The organism is Planococcus wigleyi (assembly GCF_014836985.1).
Taxonomy (GTDB): domain Bacteria; phylum Bacillota; class Bacilli; order Bacillales_A; family Planococcaceae; genus Planococcus; species Planococcus notacanthi.
This window is the reverse complement of sequence record NZ_JACSPU010000008.1, coordinates 58,272-78,897: the sequence shown is the minus strand read 5'-3', so window position 1 is coordinate 78,897 and position 20,626 is coordinate 58,272. Positions and strand designations below refer to the sequence as shown.

At 46.7% G+C, this 20,626-nt stretch carries 18 protein-coding genes; 17 read left to right on the top strand and 1 reads right to left on the bottom strand.

From position 1 onward, the window contains the following. Positions 1 to 4 precede the first annotated feature (4 nt). From purM to H9630_RS17675, 17 genes are all read left to right on the top strand, one after another. Positions 5 to 1,066 (top strand): phosphoribosylformylglycinamidine cyclo-ligase, encoded by a 1,062-nt coding sequence (gene purM, locus H9630_RS17755; RefSeq protein WP_191716828.1) that lies wholly within the window; start codon positions 5 to 7, stop codon positions 1,064 to 1,066. Continuing rightward, positions 1,056 to 1,628 (top strand): phosphoribosylglycinamide formyltransferase, encoded by a 573-nt coding sequence (gene purN, locus H9630_RS17750; protein ID WP_191716827.1) that lies wholly within the window; start codon positions 1,056 to 1,058, stop codon positions 1,626 to 1,628. Before purM ends, purN begins: the two co-directional genes overlap by 11 nt. 33 nt (positions 1,629 to 1,661) lie before the next feature. Next, complete coding sequence (gene purH / locus H9630_RS17745) at positions 1,662 to 3,194, top strand: bifunctional phosphoribosylaminoimidazolecarboxamide formyltransferase/IMP cyclohydrolase (protein ID WP_191716826.1); 1,533 nt, start codon at positions 1,662 to 1,664, stop codon at positions 3,192 to 3,194. 15 nt (positions 3,195 to 3,209) lie between these two features. Next, entirely contained in the window at positions 3,210 to 4,457 is a 1,248-nt protein-coding gene (purD, locus tag H9630_RS17740; protein ID WP_191716825.1) for a phosphoribosylamine--glycine ligase, read from the top strand. 207 nt (positions 4,458 to 4,664) lie between these two features. Next, positions 4,665 to 5,255, top strand: a complete 591-nt coding sequence (locus H9630_RS17735; protein ID WP_191716824.1) for a GNAT family N-acetyltransferase — start codon at positions 4,665 to 4,667, stop codon at positions 5,253 to 5,255. 149 nt (positions 5,256 to 5,404) lie between these two features. Next, the gene (locus H9630_RS17730) at positions 5,405 to 7,135 is read left to right on the top strand and encodes an adenine deaminase C-terminal domain-containing protein (RefSeq protein ID WP_191716823.1); all 1,731 of its coding nucleotides are present in this window, start codon (positions 5,405 to 5,407) and stop codon (positions 7,133 to 7,135) included. A 4-nt stretch (positions 7,136 to 7,139) separates the two neighbouring features. Next, a complete protein-coding gene (locus H9630_RS17725; RefSeq protein ID WP_191716822.1) occupies positions 7,140 to 8,159 on the top strand; it encodes a DUF3048 domain-containing protein in 1,020 nt (339 codons plus the stop codon). Positions 8,160 to 8,191: 32 nt separating this feature from the next. After that, entirely contained in the window at positions 8,192 to 8,512 is a 321-nt protein-coding gene (locus H9630_RS17720; RefSeq protein WP_191716821.1) for a YerC/YecD family TrpR-related protein, read from the top strand. A gap of 75 nt (positions 8,513 to 8,587) precedes the next feature. Further along, positions 8,588 to 9,280, top strand: coding sequence for a heptaprenylglyceryl phosphate synthase (locus H9630_RS17715; RefSeq protein ID WP_191716820.1), 693 nt, complete (start codon positions 8,588 to 8,590; stop codon positions 9,278 to 9,280). 40 nt (positions 9,281 to 9,320) lie between these two features. After that, a complete protein-coding gene (gene pcrA, locus H9630_RS17710; protein ID WP_191716819.1) occupies positions 9,321 to 11,534 on the top strand; it encodes a DNA helicase PcrA in 2,214 nt (737 codons plus the stop codon). 15 nt (positions 11,535 to 11,549) lie between these two features. Further along, a complete protein-coding gene (ligA, locus tag H9630_RS17705; RefSeq protein ID WP_191716818.1) occupies positions 11,550 to 13,556 on the top strand; it encodes an NAD-dependent DNA ligase LigA in 2,007 nt (668 codons plus the stop codon). A 12-nt stretch (positions 13,557 to 13,568) separates the two neighbouring features. Then, entirely contained in the window at positions 13,569 to 14,699 is a 1,131-nt protein-coding gene (locus H9630_RS17700; RefSeq protein ID WP_191716817.1) for a CamS family sex pheromone protein, read from the top strand. Between the two features lie 101 nt (positions 14,700 to 14,800). Then, positions 14,801 to 15,091: an Asp-tRNA(Asn)/Glu-tRNA(Gln) amidotransferase subunit GatC gene (gatC, locus tag H9630_RS17695; protein WP_146559265.1), complete on the top strand. Its 291-nt coding sequence runs from the start codon at positions 14,801 to 14,803 to the stop codon at positions 15,089 to 15,091. A gap of 19 nt (positions 15,092 to 15,110) precedes the next feature. Continuing rightward, positions 15,111 to 16,580, top strand: a complete 1,470-nt coding sequence (gene gatA, locus H9630_RS17690; protein WP_191716816.1) for an Asp-tRNA(Asn)/Glu-tRNA(Gln) amidotransferase subunit GatA — start codon at positions 15,111 to 15,113, stop codon at positions 16,578 to 16,580. Then, a complete protein-coding gene (gatB, locus tag H9630_RS17685; protein ID WP_191716815.1) occupies positions 16,577 to 18,007 on the top strand; it encodes an Asp-tRNA(Asn)/Glu-tRNA(Gln) amidotransferase subunit GatB in 1,431 nt (476 codons plus the stop codon). The genes gatA and gatB overlap by 4 nt, the downstream gene beginning before the upstream one ends. 341 nt (positions 18,008 to 18,348) lie before the next feature. Beyond that, on the top strand, positions 18,349 to 18,909 hold the full coding sequence (locus H9630_RS17680) for a thioredoxin family protein (protein WP_191716814.1): 561 nt from the start codon (positions 18,349 to 18,351) through the stop codon (positions 18,907 to 18,909). A 114-nt stretch (positions 18,910 to 19,023) separates the two neighbouring features. Further along, positions 19,024 to 19,938 (top strand): diacylglycerol kinase, encoded by a 915-nt coding sequence (locus H9630_RS17675; RefSeq protein WP_191716813.1) that lies wholly within the window; start codon positions 19,024 to 19,026, stop codon positions 19,936 to 19,938. 69 nt (positions 19,939 to 20,007) lie between these two features. Here the strand turns inward: H9630_RS17675 and H9630_RS17670 are convergent, their stop codons facing one another. Further along, on the bottom strand, positions 20,008 to 20,436 hold the full coding sequence (locus H9630_RS17670; RefSeq protein ID WP_191716812.1) for an NUDIX hydrolase: 429 nt from the start codon (positions 20,434 to 20,436) through the stop codon (positions 20,008 to 20,010). Positions 20,437 to 20,626: the final 190 nt, after the last annotated feature.

The following is a 20,626-nucleotide window of genomic DNA, read 5'->3' as shown; positions in this document are numbered from 1 at the left end:
CGGTGTGTCAAAAGCATATGAAAAAGCAGGCGTCAATATCGAAGCAGGCTACGAAGCGGTCAACCGCATGAAATCCCATGTGGAGCGGACAGCACGCAAAGGAATGCTGGGTGCATTTGGGGGCTTCGGCGGCATGTTCGATTTATCTGAGCTGAATTTGAAAGAACCGGTTCTTGTTTCCGGAACGGACGGCGTCGGCACGAAACTGAAGCTGGCATTCATGGCGGACCGCCACGATACAATCGGCATCGATTGTGTCGCCATGTGCGTTAATGACATTGTTGCACAAGGTGCGGAACCTTTATTTTTCCTTGACTATATCGCAGTCGGCAAAGCGGTTCCTGAAAAGATAGAACAAATCGTCAAAGGTGTAGCGGACGGCTGTGTCCAGGCCGGTGCTGCATTGATCGGCGGGGAAACTGCTGAAATGCCTGGGCTCTATGAAGAAGACGAATACGATATCGCCGGTTTTGCGGTGGGGGCTGCGGAGAAATCCAAAATCGTCACAGGAGAAAAAATCACTGCGGGTGATGTCCTGATCGGCCTTGCTTCCAGTGGTATCCATTCCAACGGCTATTCGCTGGTTCGCCAGATCGTTTTCGAACAAAACAACTTTACGCTTGAACAAACGGTTGAAGGCTTTGAATCACTTGGTCCAATTGGTGGCGCACTGTTGACGCCAACTAAAATATACGCAAAAGCAGTAGCTGCCATCAGCAACGAAACCGGCATTCATGGCATGGCCCATGTGACAGGCGGTGGCTTTATCGAGAACATCCCGCGGATGATGCCGGAAGGATTAGGTGCAGAAATCACGATCGGCAGCTGGCCGGTTCTTGATATTTTCACCCTATTGAAGGAAAAAGGGGAACTTGCGGACCGCGATCTGTATTCGGTCTTCAATATGGGCATCGGTTTTGTTCTGGCGGTTGATCCAGAAGATGCGGAACAGGTGCTGAAAACAGCTCGGGAGAATGGTGAGCAGGCTTTCCCTATCGGCCGCGTCTCAAAAACGGCAGGCGTTCAATTCCAAGGTGAACAGGACGGCACATTGGATGAGCACTAAACCGAAAATTGCTATCTTTGCGTCAGGAAACGGTTCTAATTTCCAAGCCATTGCCGACGCTATTGCCGGCGGCAGTCTGCAGGCGGAATTGGTGCTTGCTGTGACCGATAAGCCACAAGCTTATGTAATAGAACGTGCACGCAAGGCAGGAGTGGCGTCTTTCGCTTTTAAGCCGTCTGAGTTTGAATCCAAGCAGCTTTACGAGCAGATGCTGAAAGAAAAACTGCAGGAGCTCGGAGTGGAATGGATCGTTTTGGCCGGTTACATGCGCTTGATCGGTCCAGTTCTGCTGGCAGCTTATGAGAACCGCATCGTCAATATTCATCCCTCTGTGCTTCCGGCGTTTCCGGGGAAAGATGCCATTGGCCAAACATTGGCAGCAGGTGCGGAAAGAGCAGGCGTTACTGTACATTTCGTGGATGCCGGCATGGATACAGGCAGCATCATTACGCAGCAGTCATTCCTGGTTGCAGGACGTGGGCGTGATGAAGTCGAGCAACAGATCCATCAGATTGAACATGAATTATATCCTGCAACTTTGCAGCAATTATTCGACCGGTAAAATTGTCGGTCTTAATCTATAGGAGGACTATTTGTGAAAAAAAGAGCATTACTCAGCGTATCGGATAAATCCGGGATATTGGAATTTGCACAAGAATTGGAAAAGATGGGCTACGAACTTTTATCGACAGGGGGAACGAAGAAGTTTCTTGAAGAGAATGGGGTTTCCATCACTGCAGTAGATGAAATCACTAAGTTTCCTGAAATTTTGGGAGGCCGTGTAAAAACCTTGCACCCTCTTGTACACGGTGGATTGTTGGCCAAACACGATGATGCCGATCACCAAAAACAAATGGCTGAAAACGGCATTTCACCGATTGACATCGTCTGTGTCAACCTGTACCCATTTCGTGAAACGATCGCCAAACCGGATGTCACTGTGGATGATGCAATTGAAAACATTGATATCGGCGGACCGACGATGCTGCGTTCTGCTGCAAAAAATCATGCTTACGTCACTGTTATTGTCGATGCAACCGATTATGAAGCAGTATTGATTGAATTACATAATGGTCAAACCACACCTGAAACGCGGCGCCGATTGGCAGCGAAAGTTTTCCGCCATACAGCCGCTTATGATTCTTATATCTCCAACTATTTGACTGACCTGACGGGCGAAGAATACCCGGATCAATTGACGCTTACTTATGAATTGTCCCAAACGCTTCGCTACGGGGAAAACCCTCACCAAAAAGCCGCTTTCTACCGCAGCCCGCTTGGATCGGATTTTTCAATTGCCAATGCCGACCAATTGCATGGCAAAGAGCTTTCCTATAACAATATCCAGGATGCCAATGCTGCTCTTCAAATCATTAAAGAATTCAAGATGCCTGCAGCAGTCGCTGTCAAACACATGAACCCATGCGGCGTCGGTACAGGCGAAACGATTGCAAATGCTTTCACAAAAGCTTACGAAGCCGACTCAACTTCCATTTTTGGCGGGATTGTGGCATTGAACCGTGAAGTGGATGCAGAGACAGCCAAGCAATTGGCGACGATCTTCCTTGAAATCATCATCGCTCCAGCATTTTCAGATGAAGCCATCGAATTGCTGACACAAAAGAAGAACATCCGTCTTTTGACGATTCCATTCGATAGCCAAACCACAGACAAATGGAACACCGTTACCGTTGAAGGCGGCTTGTTGATCCAACAGCCGGATGTCTACGGATATGATGATGCAGATATCCACATCGCAACAGAACGCCAGCCGACAGCAGCAGAGCTTGAAGCGCTAAAGCTTGGTTGGAGTGTTGTGAAGCATGTTAAATCGAATGCCATCGTCGTCTGCAATTCGGAGATGACATTAGGGATCGGTGCGGGCCAAATGAACCGCGTAGGATCGGCTAAAATTGCGTTGGAGCAGGCGGGCGAAGCAGCTCAAGGAGCCATCATGGCATCAGACGCATTCTTCCCGATGAACGATACAGTGGAAGCTGCTGCACAAGCAGGCATTAAAGCCATCATCCAACCGGGCGGATCCAAGAAAGATCAGGATTCGATCGATAAAGCGAACGAATACGGGATTGCCATGGTCTTTACAGGCGTCCGTCATTTCAAACATTAATCGAGGTGGAGCAAAATGAAGGTATTGGTTATTGGAAGAGGCGGAAGGGAACATGCCATTGTCCGGCAGTTCTCGAAATCCCCGTCGGTCACGAAAGTTTTTGCAGCTCCTGGAAATGATGGGATGCAGGAAGACGCTGAAATAGCGGCAATCGATGAAATGGATTTTGCCGGTCTGGCGGACTTTGCTCAACAGCAAGGAGTGGACTTCAGTTTTGTTGGTCCTGAACAGCCATTGTCAGAAGGCATCGTCGACTTTTTTGAAGCCAAAGGGCTGCGCATTTTCGGTCCATCCAAACAAGCTGCACAAATTGAAGGCAGCAAAGCTTTCGCGAAAGAATTGATGGAGAAATACAGCATTCCGACTGCTGGCTATGAAACTTTTACAGAAGTTGCTCCAGCCATCGCTTTTATCCGTCAGCACGGAGCACCGATTGTCATTAAAGCAGATGGTCTGGCAGCCGGTAAAGGAGTCGTTGTGGCGTTAACGGAGGAAGAGGCTGTTTCTGCTGTCAATGACATGCTGGAAGGGCAGAAGTTCGGCGAATCGGGATCCAAAGTGGTCATTGAAGAATTTTTGGATGGCGAAGAGTTTTCGTTCATGTCATTTGTCCAGGCTGGCCGGATTTATCCGATGGTCATTTCGCAGGACCATAAGCGGGCATTTGATGGAGACCGTGGACCGAATACCGGCGGCATGGGTGCCTACTCGCCTGTTCCTCAAATATCACAGGAAATTGTCGATGAGACTTTCACAAAAATTGTGGAACCGGCAGTCCAGGCAATGGCATCGGAAGGGACGCCTTTTAATGGCATTCTTTATACTGGAGTCATTTTGACCAAACAAGGCCCAAAAGTCATCGAATTCAACGCGCGTTTTGGAGATCCGGAAACGCAGGTGGTCCTGCCGCGCATGAAATCTGACTTTGGTCTCTTTATGGCTGCGATTTTGAGCGGAAAGCCGGCCGAGTTGGAATGGGATGATCAGGCAGTGCTTGGTGTAGTCATTGCAGCGGAGGGCTATCCGGAAACAGTCGAAAAAGGCACTCCTTTGCCTGACCTATCAAAGCTTTCCGGCGTTGAAGTGACACATGCAGGCACGAAGCGTTTGAACGGTGGATATGCCGGCAATGGAGGGCGTGTGCTGCTCGTTTCAGCGAGTGGGCCTTCTATCCGGGGCGCTCAGGACAAAGTGTATGAACAACTGGACAGCCTGCCTTGGGATGGCTTTTTCTACCGAACGGACATCGGATGGCGTGCATAATGATTTTTTATATGATATAATTTTAGGTGACACAAATTCGACAAGAAGATGTGTCATTTTTTTTATTGCCTGTCCTTAGGTGATAAAAGTAAAGTTGAGGATTTTCAACAGCCCACGTTTACCTCTATTTAAACTCCAGAATGGCAAACCCATTACGACCCCAGAAACAAAATCAGCAGGGCACTTAAACTTGAAAGGAGACAGATTATGAATTGGTATGAAAAGTTAAATCAGTACTTTCCAGTCGAAGAAATGAAATCAAAAGAGCATATGGATACGTTATTGAAGGAAAAAGGCAGCGTCTATTACAAAGATGAGGGTCCTTATCATGTGTTGATGTATGCGGAATTCCCGAATTTCACGTTTGTCGATTATTTATTCGTATCAAAAGAATCACGCGGCATGGGACTTGGCAAAAAGACGCTTCAAATGTTGAAGGATAAAAACAAACCGATCATCCTTGAAGTAGAACCGGTCAATTACGAAGACACTGACACGGAAAAACGCCTGCGTTTTTATGCGCGCGAAGGATTCGAACACGCATCATCGATTGGATATTGCCGTCGTTCTTTGGCGACGGGGGAAGAAAATTCAATGGAAATCCTTTACTGGACTCCGGGGGGAGAAACAGAAGAAGAGATTTTCGAAGGCATGAAGAAAATGTATCAGGATATCCATACCTATAAAGACGAACAGTTCTACGGCGAATCTTATGATTCGGTTGCAGACGTTTTGACTTTCCAGGAAGAAGAAAAAACAGATGTCTTAAAACCATTCAGCGATCCTGTTGAAAAATAATGAATTTCTAAGATCCACGCATTCTGCGTGGATTTTTTGTGTCCGGATTTAATCAGAATGTTCGTGTTTTTGCAGGCAAAACCTGTAATTGCGTGCATAATTATGCTACTATATTAAGTATTGAACTTGTAGAAAGAAGGTGCCGGCAAATGGTTAATCCTCTATGGAAAAATACAGAGATTCGCAAACAGTTGAAAATTGTTACAAAAGAAACAGCGCCGGATCTCGTTTTGACAAACGCAACATATCTTCATGGAATTTTTAAGAAATGGATGACAGGAAATATATGGATTGCTGATGATCGTATCGTCTATGCAGGAAAAGAAATGCCGAAAGTGGATGCTTCGACGGAAGTAGCAGATATGACCGGCAAATACATCGTTCCTGGATACATAGAACCTCATGTCCATCCTTCACAGTTATACAATCCCATAAGCTTTGCCGATCATGCGGCACAGGGCGGAACGACGATGTTCCTTTCCGATAACCTCACGCTTTTTTTAGCATTGGAAAATGAGAAAGCGTTTTCATTGTTGGACCAGATGGCGGAATTGCCGTTCAGTTTTTATTGGTGGACGCGTTTTGATTCCCAGACAGAGTTGAATGAGGAAGACCGATTATTCACTTCCAAATCAGTGGGCGAATGGCTGGATCGCCAAGATGTATTGCTCGGCGGCGAATTGACGGGCTGGCCGAAACTGATGGCGGGTGACGACCAGATGCTGTACTGGATCCAAAAAGCCAAAATGGGGCTGAAAAAAATTGAAGGGCATTTCCCAGGTGCGTCAGAGAAAACATTGGCTCGCATGCGGCTGCTTGGAGCAGATGGCGACCATGAAGCGATGACTGTGGATGAAGTGGAAATGCGCCTGCTTCATGGCTATGGAGTCACACTCCGCCACTCTTCCATTCGGCCGGATCTTCCGCATTTGCTGAAAGGGATTGTCGAGCGCGAGTTGAACGTCTTCGATAAATTGATGATGACGACAGACGGTTCAACGCCAGCCTTTCATTTGGATGGTGTCATGGACCTGTGCATCAAAATCGCCCTGGAGGCCGGTGTACCGGCGATCGACGCCTATATGATGGCATCTTATAATGTCGCCCGTTATTACAACGTAACAAGCCTCCACGGATTGATTGCGACAGGCCGTTACGCCAACTTGAACATTCTTGATACATTAGAAAATCCGGTCCCTTCAGGTGTTATTTCAAAAGGGGTTTGGCTGAAGAAAGACGGAGAAAAAGTCCTGTCTTTACCAGATATCGATTGGTCGATTTTTCCGGATCTTGAAATCGACTATGAACTGACGGATGACGACTTCCAGTTTTCGATGCCTTTCGGTATTGAAATGGTCAATGATGTCATCACGAAACCCTATTCTGTCAGTGTTGACACGCATGACTCCAATTTATCAAAAACACATGATGAAAGCTTTTTAATGCTGATCGATAAAAAAGGCAAATGGCGCGTCAATACATTGATTAAAGGTTTCGCACCGGGACTTGATGGGTTCGCATCTTCCTATACGACGACGGGCGATATTATCCTGATCGGCAAAAATCGTGAAGATATGTGGATTGCCTTCAATGAATTGAAACGCCTGAAAGGCGGCATCATCCTGACGGAAAATGGAGAGATTATAGAATCTCTGCCGCTGCCCTATGGCGGAGTGATGTCGGATTTGCCGATGGAACAATTGATCGTCCAGGAACAGGCCTTGAAGAAAGCATTGAAAGAACGCGGCTACAAGCATGGCGATGCTGTTTATACCTTGCTGTTTTTGCAGGCGACTCATCTGCCATATGTCCGCGTGACACAAAAAGGCATTTACGATGTCATGAATAAAAAGATCCTGTTTCCGGCGTTCATGAGGTAATGATATGAAGAATTGGATTTTTGCCATGCTTATTTTACTGGTGCTCGCTGTATTTGCTGCAGGTTTTTGGATAATCATGAAAGAAGACCCGGAAGAGCAGCCACCGGTGGAGAACTCATTGACAATTGCCCCATACACTGGTGAAAAAGCGACTCCTCCGACCAATCGCCGAACGGTCATGGCAGTCATCAATAATCATCCGGATGCCCGTCCGCAAACCGGATTGGGTGAAGCGGATATGGTTTTTGAAATGATTGCAGAATACGACATCACCCGGTTTTTGGCTTTGTACCAAAGTGATTTTCCGGAAACCATTGGTCCCATCCGCAGTGCAAGGGAGTATTTTGTCGAGTTGGCAGCTGCTTCTGATGCTTTTTTTGTTGCTCATGGCTACAGCCCCGCTGCTCAAGTGATGCTGGAATCTGGGGTGGTTGACCACGTGAATGGCATTCAACATGATGGCACTTTGTTTCAGCGGTCAAGCGATCGTGTTGCTCCCCATAACTCTTATATCACTGCGGAAAATATCGAAACAGCCATGGGGAATGTGCAGGCTTCAACTGAATACAGATGGAAATCACCTTATTATTTCTATGACTCGGCGGAAAATGCTAAACTTAAGGAACAGGCTCTTTCGGTAAGCGTAGCGTACGGGACAAACGAGTTGTTTTTCAATGAGTATACATATGACAGCAAGTCACATCTATACAGCCGATCGTCCGGTGGCGTACCGACAACCGATAAAGAGACCTTGGAAACAGTGAAAGTCTCAAATGTTTTGGTTTTTGAAGCGCCGCACGAAACTGTCGATTCTGAAGGGCGCCAGTCAATTGATCTGGAAAACGGTGGAAAAGCGCTGTTGTTCCAGGCGGGCGGCGTCCGTGAAATAGAATGGAGTTCGATAGACGGGATGCCCGTACCGACAGAAGACGGTGAGACGGTGAAATTGGTGCCGGGGAAAACCTGGTTCCATGTTGTTCCGACTGCACCCGGTATGGAACAGTCCGTCAGCTATACGCCTTGATGTTCGTAGCAATGAAAGGATGATGAAGCTGCATGCAAGTTGATAAAATCAGAGGCCATCAGACAGATCAGCTGATTGAAGCGATCCTGGCTTTGAAGGATAAGGAAGAAGCTTACCGCTTTTTCGATGATCTATGCACAATCAGTGAAATTCAATCGCTGTCACAGCGTTTGGAAGTAGCACATATGCTTCGTATGAAAAAAACATACGAAAAAATCAAGAATGAAACGGGTGCCAGTACCGCGACTATTTCACGTGTCCGCCGTTGCCTTAACTACGGAAATGATGGCTATGATGAAATGCTTGGGCGCCTGTATCCCGACGAAAAACCGTTTGAACTTCCAAAAGACTGAACAGAGAACCGACTCTGTTCGGTTTTTTTGTTATAATAAATAGATGATAATCGATGTAAAGTCAGGTGAAATTAAATGGACTTCAAAACATGGCGGCATGTCTTTAAATTAGATCCGGCTAAAGAGATTACGGATGGACATTTGGAACGAATTTGCAGATCCGGGACCGATGCCATCTTGATTGGCGGCAGTGATAATGTCACACTCGACAATGTCCTTGAATTGACGGAACGCATACAAATTTATAATCTGCCGATCGTTATGGAAGTGTCGACAATTGATTCTGTCGCGCCCGGCTTTGATTACTATTTCATCCCGACGGTGCTTAACAGTGATGATCCGCAGTGGATCAAAGGTTTCCATCATCAAGCTATTAAAGAATACGGTGAGATATTGGAATGGGACGAAATGGTGGCGGAAGGCTATTGCATTTTGAATGCGGACTGTAAAGCCGCCAAACTGACCGGAGCCAAAACGGATTTATCGGCGGATGATGTCGTGGCTTATGCCCGGCTGGCCGAACATTTTTTCCGGCTGCCCATTTTTTATCTGGAGTACAGCGGCATTTACGGCGATATGGAACTGGCAGGGAAAGTGAAAGAAGTTCTGGACGAAACCCGTATGTTTTACGGAGGCGGAATCGATTCAGCTGATAAGGCGAGAGCAGCACTTGCTGCTGCTGATACCATCGTCGTCGGCAATATCATTTATGAAAACATCGAAAAAGCGATTGAAACCGTAGAGGCAGTTGCGGAAACGGCTGACTAATCGCTATAATAATAAGAACGAATGTTCGAGGTGGTGCACAATGGAATTAATAACGAAGAACTTACTGAACGGAATGAACCCGGAACAAGCGGAAGCGGTCAAAACGACTGAAGGCCCCCTATTGATCATGGCGGGTGCAGGCTCAGGGAAAACACGCGTGCTGACACATCGCATCGCTTATTTGGTGCTGGAAAAACAAGTTTACCCATCCAATATCCTGGCGATTACTTTCACCAATAAAGCAGCGCGCGAAATGCGGAACCGCATTGATGGATTGCTGGGGCATGGAACAGGGCAGCGCATGTGGGCTTCAACGTTCCACTCGATGTGCGTACGGATTCTGCGTCGCGATATCGACCGCATGGGCATGTCAAAGAATTTCTCGATTCTGGATACGACCGACCAACTGACAGTCATCAAGAATGTCTTGAAACAGCAGAACCTGGATCCGAAACAATATGAACCTCGGACGATGCTGAATGCCATTTCATCGGCGAAAAACGAATGCATCGATGCGGCGCAATTTGCAGCTGACATGAATCAGTTCAATCCGTATGAAAAGACGGTTTCTGAAGTTTATCTGGCTTACGAAAAACGCCTGAAGAAAAACCAATCGCTCGATTTTGACGATCTGATTATGACGACGTTGAATTTATTCAATACGGTCCCGGAAGTGCTGGAATATTACCAGAATAAATTCCATTACATCCACGTCGATGAATACCAGGATACCAACAATGCCCAATACCAATTGGTCCAGAAGTTGGCCAGCAAATTCAAGAATATTTGCGTGGTCGGGGATTCGGATCAGTCGATCTATCGCTGGCGCGGAGCGGATATCACCAACATCCTGTCATTTGAAAAAGATTACCCGAATGCCAAAGTGATCATGCTCGAGCAGAATTACCGCTCGACTAAGCGCATTCTGCAAGCAGCAAACGACGTGATCCAGAAGAACACCAGCCGTTATCCGAAAGAGTTGCGCACCGACAACGATGAAGGCCCGGCAATCACTTTGCATAAAGCGGGAGACGAGCGCCAGGAAGCACAGTTTGTCGTGCAGACGATACAGAAATTGATGGATGAAGAACATTATAAGACTTCGGATTTTGCAATCCTTTACCGGACCAACGCACAATCCCGTATCATGGAGGAGATGTTCGTCAAATCGAATATGTCCTATACCATCGTCGGTGGAACGAAGTTCTACGACCGCAAGGAAATCAAAGACTTGCTGGCGTATTTGCGGTTGATTGCCAATAATGACGATGATTTGTCATTGGCCCGTGTCATCAATGAACCGAAGCGTGGCATTGGGGCGACTTCTTTTGAGAAGATGGCGCGTTTTGCGATTGAACAGGACCGCACCATCATGGATGCTTTGCAGGAAGCCGATTTTATGGGGCTGACCCCTAAAACGGCACAGACCGCCCTCGAGTTCCGCACGATGATCGACAGCTTTACGCAAATGCAGGAGTATTTGTCGGTAACGGAATTGGTGGAGGAAGTGCTGAAAAAATCAGGCTACCGGCACATGCTGCAAATCGACAAAACGATTGAAGGCGAAAGCCGCCTTGAAAACCTGGAAGAGTTCCTGTCGGTGACAAAAGCATTTGAAAAACAAAGCGATGATAAATCACTGGTTGCCTTTCTGACAGATTTGGCATTGATTTCAGATATCGATTCCTTGGATGACGAGGAAGATGCAGACGGTCCGATCATTTTGATGACGATGCACGCAGCGAAAGGATTGGAATTCCCTGTGGTCTTCATCATCGGCCTGGAAGAAAACGTTTTTCCGCATTCACGGTCAAATAATGACGACGAGGAATTGGAGGAAGAGCGGCGCCTGGCTTATGTCGGCATCACCCGTGCTGAGAAACGGCTGTATTTGACGCATGCGTCTTCCCGCACGCTATTCGGGAAAAGCAATTACAATATGCCGTCCCGATTCATCTCGGAGATTTCGGAGGAACTGATTGAACAAACGACAGCCCATCACCGGGCCGGAGCTGCGACCAGCTATAAGCAGGCACCGAAGCGTCTCGCTGTATCGCGTCCTGCCTACCAGCAATCGGGTGGCGATAAGCACGGTTGGCAAACAGGCGATAAAGCGAAACATAAAAAATGGGGCACCGGCATGGTCGTCAGCGTCAAAGGCGAAGGCGAACAAATGGAACTGGATATCGCTTTCCCAAGCCCTGTCGGCATCAAACGCCTATTGGCCAAATTTGCGCCGATTGAAAAAGTATAATCGGGAGGAAACCCTATGGATCGCATAAAAGCGGAAGAACGTGTAAATGAACTGAACGAACTGCTCCGGAACTATGGCCATGCTTATTACGTATTGGATAAGCCGGCTGTACCGGATGCCATCTATGATCAATTGCTGAATGAATTGATCGACTTGGAAACACTGTATCCCGATTTGATTTTTCCGGATTCGCCGACACAGCGCGTCGGCGGAACGCCGATTTCCAATTTCGACAAAGTGACGCATGAGCGGCCGATGTTGAGTTTATCGAACGTCTTCGGCGAAGAGGATCTGCGTGAATTCGATAAACGGGTGCGCAGTGGAGCTGGAAACGGAATCGAATATGTCTGTGAACTGAAAATTGATGGACTTGCCGTGTCGCTGATGTATGAAGACGGTAAATTCGTCAAAGGCGCAACACGCGGAGACGGCCGTATCGGTGAAGACATAACCGTCAATCTGCGGACGATCCGTGCAATTCCTTTAAAATTAAAGCAGCCGGTGACGCTTGAAGTGCGCGGCGAAGTTTTCATGCCGAAAAAATCCTTCCATGCTTTGAATGAGCAGCGGGGAGAACGCGGTGAAGAGCTGTTTGCCAATCCGCGCAATGCGGCAGCAGGTTCACTACGCCAGTTGGACCCGAAAATTGCAGCAAGCCGCAATCTCGACGTCTTCATCTACGGAATCGGAGGAGACGGAGAGACCTATGGTTTGACTGAACATGATGAATCGCTCAATTACCTGAGTGAGCTCGGATTCAAGACCAATCAGGAGCGCCAAGTGTGCTCAACTGTGGAAGAAGTTTTGGCTTATATCGAGAAATGGACAGAAAGCCGGACCAAGCTGTCTTATGAAATTGACGGCATCGTCATCAAAGTCAATCGTTTTCTTCATCAGCAGGACCTTGGATTTACAGCGAAAAGCCCGAAATGGGCCACTGCCTATAAATTTCCTGCAGAAGAAGTCATGACCATTGTCCGCGACATTGAATTGAGTGTCGGACGGACAGGTGTCGTTACGCCGACAGCCATACTGGATCCGGTAGCTGTTGCAGGAACGACTGTCCAACGGGCTTCATTGCACAACGAAGATCTAATTAAGGAAAAAGATATTCGCATCGGCGACAAAGTCATTATCCGAAAAGCGGGAGATATAATCCCGGAAGTGGTTTCGGCTATCGTTGAGCAGCGGACAGGAGAAGAACTTCCTTTTGAGATGCCCGAAAACTGTCCGGCCTGTGACAGCGAGCTTGTCCGTATTGAAGGAGAAGTAGCCCTTAGGTGCGTCAATCCGCAATGCCCTGCACAAATAACGGAAGGGCTGATTCATTTTGTATCCCGCAATGCCATGAATATTGACGGGCTGGGCGAAAAAGTGATTGAGCAATTGTACCGGGAAGGCCTGATCCGGGATATTTCCGACATCTATAAACTGACCAAGGACCAATTGCTTGAGTTGGATCGCATGGGCGATAAGTCAGCTTCCAACCTGATTGCGGCGATCGATGCTTCCAGAAGCAACTCAATGGAGAAGCTGCTGTTCGGTTTGGGCATCCGCCATGTTGGCGAAAGAGGAGCCCGCATTCTATCCGAGCATTACGGAACCATGGGACAGCTGATGGCAGCGTCCAAGGAAGAACTGGTTGAAATCCATGAAATTGGCGAAAAGATGGCCGATTCCATTGTCACGTATTTTGATAATGAAGAAGTTCGCGCATTGATGGAACGTTTGCGCGAGACAGGCGTCAACTTAACATACACCGGCACACGCATCCGCGTAGAGGCAGGCGCCAATGCTTTCGCAGGCAAGAAAATCGTTTTGACTGGCAAATTGGAACAAATGACGCGACAGGAAGCCAGCGCACAGATTGAAGCGCTCGGCGGCAAACTGTCAGGAAGCGTCAGCAAGAAAACCGATTTGCTGATTGCCGGTGAAGAGGCGGGCTCCAAGCTCGACAAAGCACTCGAGCTGAAGGTGGCCATTTGGGACGAAGAACGTCTCATTGAGGAATTGAATAAATAAGGGGATTTTAAGATGAAACGCATATGGTGGATTCCGATCAGCTTGCTGCTGTTAACGGGATGTGTTCCTTCCGGGACTGATGAGGAAGCGGAAGTGATAAATGAAAAAGAAGAAGTCGAGACGGCCATTATTCCAAGCATGCAGTTGGACGATCAGTTTTACCGTACACTTCTGCCATATAAGGAAAGCGCTACAAGAGGGAAAATCGTTAATCGGCTGAACTCCCGCTATGATATTGCCGAAACCGAAAACGGGTTGCTGCGTTTGTCGCAGAAGCAATTTTCTCCTGACGATTATTATTTTCAGGAAGGCCAAATGATCACTGATGAAGATGTGACTTCTTGGCTGCAGCGTACGAGCAAAGACAATCCGGCGGGGTTGAATCCTGCAGACGGCCGCTCAGGTGAGCAAAAAAAAGCAGGCGAACGTCCGCCTGCGGAAATCCTTGCCCATGTCATTGAACAGAATTATTTGGTGAAGACAAAAGAAGACACCATAAGGCTCGGCGGAATTTCGGTCGGGCTTGCATTGAACTCGGTTTACTACAGTTCGGAAAACGATATCGCCTATGAAGAGGAAATTCCACAAGAGCAGATTGAGAAAGAAGGCAAGCGCATGGCTGATGAAATCGTCAAGCGCCTGCGTGAAAAAGAAGGTTTGGGAGACGTTCCAATTGTAGTGGGTCTCTTTAAACAAAACTCGCGAAATACTATGGTGCCCGGAACCTACTTCTCATATGGTGCTGCCCCGGGAGGCGAACAAGCTATTGCCGGCTGGAACGCAGTAAACGAAAACAACGTGTTGTTTCCTACTTCCGGTTCGGATGAACGTTACCGTGATATCGATACGGCATTCCGCAACTTCAAGCAGGACGTTGAAATCTACTTTTCCAATTTCACCAGTGTCATCGGTACTGGTCATTATCAGGAAAACCAATTGAAAGAATTAAAGATTGAAATCCCAATCCAATTCTATGGCGCTGCCGAAGTGATCGGATTTACACAATATGTCACGGGACTGGTCGTGGATCATTTCCCTGAAAACGTACTGATCGAAGTCAGTGTAACCTCTACCAACGGACCAGAAGCGTTGGTCTTGCGAAAAGCAGGAGAAACCGAACCATTTGTTCACATTTACGAATAAATTGCATGAAAACGGGGATGGCCATGCGGCTGTCCCTATTCATTTTTTTAGAAAAATGTTATGATATAGCGTATGTTTACTGAATCCGGAGGTGTAGAAAAATGGCGAAAATGACTAAAGAAGAAGTAATCGAAGTCGCTCATTTGGCGAGATTGGCAATTACTGATGAAGAAGCGGAGCATTTTGCAGATCAATTGGAAGCAATTACGAATGCAATGGAGTTGCTGAATGAACTGGATACAGAAAACGTCGAGCCGACCACTCATGTCTTGCAGATGGTCAATGTATTGCGCGAAGACAAATCCATCCCTGGATTGGACCGCGAATTGATGTTGAAAAACGTAAAAGAACATGAAGGCGGACAAGTAAAAGTCCCAACAATCCTGGAATAACCGGAAGGAGGAACCATAGATGTCATTAGTGGATAAAACAGCTGCAGAATTGCAGGAAATGATACATACAAAAGAAACGACGATTGCTGAAATGACGCAACAGGCGTTTGACCGCATCGAAGCTCTTGAACCAAAAGTGGATGCATTTCTTGCATTGAACAAAGAACGCGCAACCGAACAGGCCGCAGAAATGGACAAAGTGCCTTTTGCTGAACGCGGGCCGTTATTTGGTTTGCCGATTGGAGTAAAAGACAATATTGTAACAGAAGGCTTGGAAACAACAGCTTCCAGCCGTATTCTAGAAGGTTTCAATCCAATCTATAACGCAACGGTTGTAGAAAAATTGAAAGAAGCTGGAATGGTGACTGTCGGGAAATTGAATATGGATGAATTCGCAATGGGTTCTTCCAATGAAAACTCGTATTACAAGAAAACGAAAAACCCATGGGATCTTGAAACAGTGCCAGGCGGTTCTTCAGGCGGTTCTGCTGCTGCAGTCGCTGCTGGAGAAGTACCATTCACTCTGGGATCAGATACCGGCGGATCGATCCGGCAGCCTGCTGCATTCTGTGGTGTAGTTGGCATGAAACCGACTTATGGCCGTGTTTCGCGCTTTGGCTTGATCGCTTACGCTTCTTCGTTGGATCAAATCGGTCCGATCACAAGAACCGTTAAAGATAATGCTTTATTGTTGAATGCCATTTCAGGGCATGATGACAAGGATTCAACTTCTGCCAATGTAGAAGTTCCGGATTTTGCTGCTGCCTTGACAGGCGACATTACGGGACTGCGCATTGGTGTTCCAAAAGAGTATTTTGGTGAAGGTGTCGGCGAAGCTGCAAAACAAGCTGCTCTTGACGCTTTGAAAGTGCTTGAAGAAAGAGGCGCCATCTGTGAAGAGATTTCACTTCCTCATTCGAAATACGCGTTGGCGACTTACTATCTATTGGCTTCTTCTGAAGCATCTTCCAATCTTTCCCGCTTTGACGGCATCCGTTATGGCTACCGCACGGAAAAAGCCGGAAGCCTGCTGGAGTTTTACATGAATACCCGTTCTGAAGGCTTTGGCGATGAAGTCAAGCGCCGCATTATGCTTGGCACTTATGCATTAAGCTCAGGCTATTACGATGCATATTACAAAAAAGCACAAAAAGTCCGTACGCTGATCAAAAAAGACTTTGATGATGCTTTTGAAAAATACGATGTCATCATCGGTCCGACAACGCCGACACCGGCGTTTAAAATCGGTGAAATCATCGACGATCCATTGACGATGTATGCCAATGATATTTTAACGATTCCAGTAAACTTGGCTGGCGTACCTGCCATTTCCGTTCCTTGTGGATTCGACAACGGCTTGCCGCTTGGCTTGCAGATCATCGGGAAATATTTTGACGAAGAAACCGTATATCGTGTGGCTGATGTTTTTGAGCAAGCGACCGATTTCCATAAAAAAACTCCTCAAACATGGGAGGGAGCAGCAAAATGAACTTTGAAACGATCATCGGACTTGAAGTCCATGTAGAACTTAAAACAGAATCCAAAATGTTCTCTCCTGCACCGGCTCATTTCGGCGCAGAGCCGAACACGAACACAAACGTGATTGACCTTGGTTATCCAGGCGTTCTGCCAGTCGTCAACAAAACGGCAGTGGATTGGGCAATGAAAGCTGCACTTGCATTAAACTGCCAAATTACCCGCCATACCAAATTCGACCGGAAAAACTATTTCTACCCGGATAACCCGAAGGCTTATCAGATTTCTCAATTCGATCAGCCAATCGGCGAACACGGCTGGATTGAAATCGAAGTAAAAGGCGAGAAGAAACGCATCGGCATCACGCGCCTTCACATGGAAGAAGATGCAGGGAAACTGACGCATACCGGCAATGGCCATTCCTTGGTCGACTTTAACCGCCAAGGGACACCGTTGATCGAAATCGTTTCGGAACCTGATATCCGCACAGCTGACGAAGCTTACGCTTACCTGGAAAAAATCAAAGCAATCATTCAGTACACAGGTGTTTCAGATGTACGCATGGAAGAAGGTTCGCTGCGTTGCGATGCGAACATTTCGCTTCGTCCGTTCGGCCAGGATGAATTCGGCACGAAGACCGAATTGAAGAACTTGAATTCATTCAACTTCGTCCGCAAAGGCATTGAGCACGAACAGATTCGCCAAGAGCAGGTTCTGCTATCAGGTGGGATCATCGAACAGGAAACACGCCGCTACGACGAATCAACAGGCAAAACCTTGTTGATGCGCATCAAAGAAGGATCTGATGATTACCGTTACTTCCCGGAACCGGATCTGGTCGACATTGTCATTGATGATGAATGGCTGGAGCGCGTCCGTGCTGAAATTCCGGAATTGCCGGATGCCCGCAAAGCCCGCTATGTTACGGAGCTTGGCATGTCTTCGTACGATGCTATGGTTCTGACATTGGCAAAACCAATTTCCGATTTCTTTGAAGCGACAGTAGCTGCCGGCGCTGATGCCAAACTGGCTTCGAACTGGCTGATGGGTGAAGTATCAGCTTACTTGAATGCTGAACAAAAAGAGCTGGAAGATACGGCTTTGACTCCTGAAGGTTTGGCTGGCATGATCAAATTGATTACGGATGGCACCATTTCATCTAAAATCGCCAAGAAAGTCTTTAAGGAATTGATTGAAAAAGGCGGCGACGCGAACGATATCGTCAAAGCGAAAGGGCTTGTCCAAATCTCAGATGAAAACACATTGCGTGAATTTGTCACAGCAGCACTCGACAACAACCCACAATCGATTGAAGACTTCAAAAACGGCAAAGACCGCGCGATCGGTTTCCTTGTCGGGCAGATCATGAAGCAGACGAAAGGGCAGGCAAATCCGCCATTGCTCAATAAAATCCTTCTTGCAGAAATTGCAAAACGATAAAAGATACCACTAGTAAAAGGGCGGTCCGTAAAGGGCCGCTCTTTTTTTATCGATTTACAGGTACAAAATATGAGTATTTAGACTGGCCATAGCTCTGGGGAACTTAGCATGGGGCCGAGTCGTCTTTAAAACGAGTGTCGTGCTAATTCTTCGAATAAAGCGCTGGAAAAGGCTATTTCTGCATCTGAGCCTTGAAGACTTTGCTGGAGAACAGTAAACTGAGGATAAAGCGAAATTACAGTCAATGGAATTTTCTTAATTCATTATGGATTTGGAAAAGATCCAAACGGGGTTATCGCCCGGCTGGCCACCAGTAAAGCAGACAAAGGAGAAGTGATTAGATGATGACCGAACAGGAATATTTTGCACAAGGCATTACGTTGGAAAGTTATATGGCTCAAATGGAGTCAAATCAACAAAAGTCTTACAGTATATACGAAAAGTTTGAATTGCCTGAGGATCCGGGATTCATGGCGTTGCTGAAAGAGAAAAAGCCTCATGTACTGGTCATTACAGAAGACTGGTGCGGGGATGCCATGATGAACAATGCCATCTTGCGGAAAATCGCGGATGCGGCTGACTTGGATGTCCATTGTGTATACCGTGACGAAAACTTGGAATTGATGGATCGTTATTTAACGAATGGAGGACGTTCCATTCCGAAATACATCCTCCTGTCGGAAGATGGCCAGGTATTGGGAGACTGGGGCCCGCGAGCATCTAAAGTGCAGGAATTCGTCGATGAGAAGAAATCGGTTCTGCCTGAAAAGGGAGATCCGCAATACGACCTTCACATGAAGACGGTCATTAGTGAAATTTCAGATGGCTTTGTTTACAACGAAGAGTTTTGGAATATTGTCTATGAAGATTTGCGCAAGGCATTTGAAACGGCCTTAAAATAAACAAGGGACGCTGTCCGCAAAAAAAGGACAGACATCCTGCAGGACAGTGTTAACAAGGAGTCCACAAATTTTTCCTGTCTTATTTTTATAGGAAGTCCAGAAAGGCTGAATCTGATGAAACGTGCACGCATAATATACAATCCAACTTCCGGCCGTGAATTATTCCGTAAACATTTGCCCGAGGTTCTGGAGAAAATGGAACAGGCCGGATACGAAACTTCCTGTCATGCAACGACTTGTGAAGGTGATGCAATACAAGCTGCTAAAGTTGCCGTAGAACGAAATTTTGATTTGGTGATCGCCGTCGGAGGAGATGGCACACTGAATGAAGTCATTTCAGGGATTGCTAAATTCGAGAACCGGCCGAAAGTGGGCCTGATACCGATGGGGACGACGAATGATTTTGCGCGTGCTGTCCATATTCCGCGTGATATCAACAAGGCTGTTGATATTATTCTCAAAGGGGATTCAATTCCAGTGGATATCGGCTTGATGAACGATGATCGGTATTTCATCAATATTGCAGGCGGCGGAAGAATCACCGAGTTGACTTATGAAGTGCCAAGCAAACTGAAAACGGTTCTTGGCCAAATGGCTTATTATTTGAAAGGCATCGAAATGTTGCCTTCAATCCGGTCTTCGCGCGTCCGAATTGAATACGATGGCCAGATTTTTGATGACAGTGCCATGATGTTCTTAATCGGTTTGACCAATTCGGTTGGTGGATTTGAAAAACTGGCACCAGATGCCAGCATCAATGACGGCAAATTCACGTTGCTGATTTTGAAAGAGCTCAATATGGCGGAGTTTATCCGTGTTGCCTCTTTGGCTTTGCGGGGAGAGCATTTGTCGGACCCTCATGTCATTTATGCGAAAGCCAGTAAAATTACAGTGACGACAGAAGAACGGGTGCTCTTGAATTTGGATGGGGAATACGGCGGCGTCTTGCCGGCGGTATTTGAAAACCTGGCAAGCCATATTGAAATGTATGTCCCGCTTGATTCATTAAAGGAACATGACCGCAAATAAAAAGCTGGAAAATGGAGTGTCTCTCCGTTTTCCAGCTTTTTATATTTATAAAGTCAAGTAATCCTTTGCTTACAGGAGTTCGATGGCTTTGTCCTGTTCTGCTGCAAGCTGCGGCAGGTTCTTAATTGGTTCCCAACGGAACAGCAAGGTCATGCCATTGTCACGGCCATGGCTTTTAATGGTGTGTTCAAATTGTTCGACCGGTTCACCTGTGTATTCAAATTGAAAGATGTTCCGTTCATACGCTTTGTCCTGATGCTCAGGATAGTAGGTATACTTATGGATTTTCCCGACGAATTCAAGAACATCGCTTGGCAATCCTGTTTCTTCTTTTACTTCTCTGTATAAGGCATCAATCAACAGTTCGCCTTCTTCGATTGTACCGCCCGGCACCTGCAATCCGACTTCCGGTTCTCCTTTGTACTCGAAAACCAGCAATTCGCGATTTTCTTCATCGCCTCTTGTGATATATGCAAATACTTTCCGTTTTGTTCTCATGCTGCATCACCCTTTTTTATTGTTCTCTTTAGAATACTAAAAATTGAGAAAAATTACAATTCTTTTTACTTTCTTTGTCACACCTTATTCAAAGTTTGGCTGGAAAACAAGGCTTGGGAGGCGTTTTGGAAATAGGGTTTGATGTACAATAGGAACTATAGAAACAGTGAATCAAATGCATAAAAAAGGA

Excerpts from the sequence above, each read along its gene's own strand:
- purN (WP_191716827.1), top strand. The coding sequence starts at position 1,056 with ATGAGCACTAAACCGAAAATTGCTATCTTTGCGTCAGGAAACGGTTCT.
- purD (WP_191716825.1), top strand. The coding sequence starts at position 3,210 with ATGAAGGTATTGGTTATTGGAAGAGGCGGAAGGGAACATGCCATTGTC.
- H9630_RS17735 (WP_191716824.1), top strand. The coding sequence starts at position 4,665 with ATGAATTGGTATGAAAAGTTAAATCAGTACTTTCCAGTCGAAGAAATG.
- H9630_RS17730 (WP_191716823.1), top strand. The coding sequence starts at position 5,405 with ATGGTTAATCCTCTATGGAAAAATACAGAGATTCGCAAACAGTTGAAA.
- H9630_RS17725 (WP_191716822.1), top strand. The coding sequence starts at position 7,140 with ATGAAGAATTGGATTTTTGCCATGCTTATTTTACTGGTGCTCGCTGTA.
- H9630_RS17720 (WP_191716821.1), top strand. The coding sequence starts at position 8,192 with ATGCAAGTTGATAAAATCAGAGGCCATCAGACAGATCAGCTGATTGAA.
- H9630_RS17715 (WP_191716820.1), top strand. The coding sequence starts at position 8,588 with ATGGACTTCAAAACATGGCGGCATGTCTTTAAATTAGATCCGGCTAAA.
- pcrA (WP_191716819.1), top strand. The coding sequence starts at position 9,321 with ATGGAATTAATAACGAAGAACTTACTGAACGGAATGAACCCGGAACAA.
- ligA (WP_191716818.1), top strand. The coding sequence starts at position 11,550 with ATGGATCGCATAAAAGCGGAAGAACGTGTAAATGAACTGAACGAACTG.
- H9630_RS17700 (WP_191716817.1), top strand. The coding sequence starts at position 13,569 with ATGAAACGCATATGGTGGATTCCGATCAGCTTGCTGCTGTTAACGGGA.
- gatC (WP_146559265.1), top strand. The coding sequence starts at position 14,801 with ATGGCGAAAATGACTAAAGAAGAAGTAATCGAAGTCGCTCATTTGGCG.
- gatA (WP_191716816.1), top strand. The coding sequence starts at position 15,111 with ATGTCATTAGTGGATAAAACAGCTGCAGAATTGCAGGAAATGATACAT.
- gatB (WP_191716815.1), top strand. The coding sequence starts at position 16,577 with ATGAACTTTGAAACGATCATCGGACTTGAAGTCCATGTAGAACTTAAA.
- H9630_RS17680 (WP_191716814.1), top strand. The coding sequence starts at position 18,349 with ATGATGACCGAACAGGAATATTTTGCACAAGGCATTACGTTGGAAAGT.
- H9630_RS17675 (WP_191716813.1), top strand. The coding sequence starts at position 19,024 with ATGAAACGTGCACGCATAATATACAATCCAACTTCCGGCCGTGAATTA.
- H9630_RS17670 (WP_191716812.1), bottom strand. The coding sequence starts at position 20,436 with ATGAGAACAAAACGGAAAGTATTTGCATATATCACAAGAGGCGATGAA.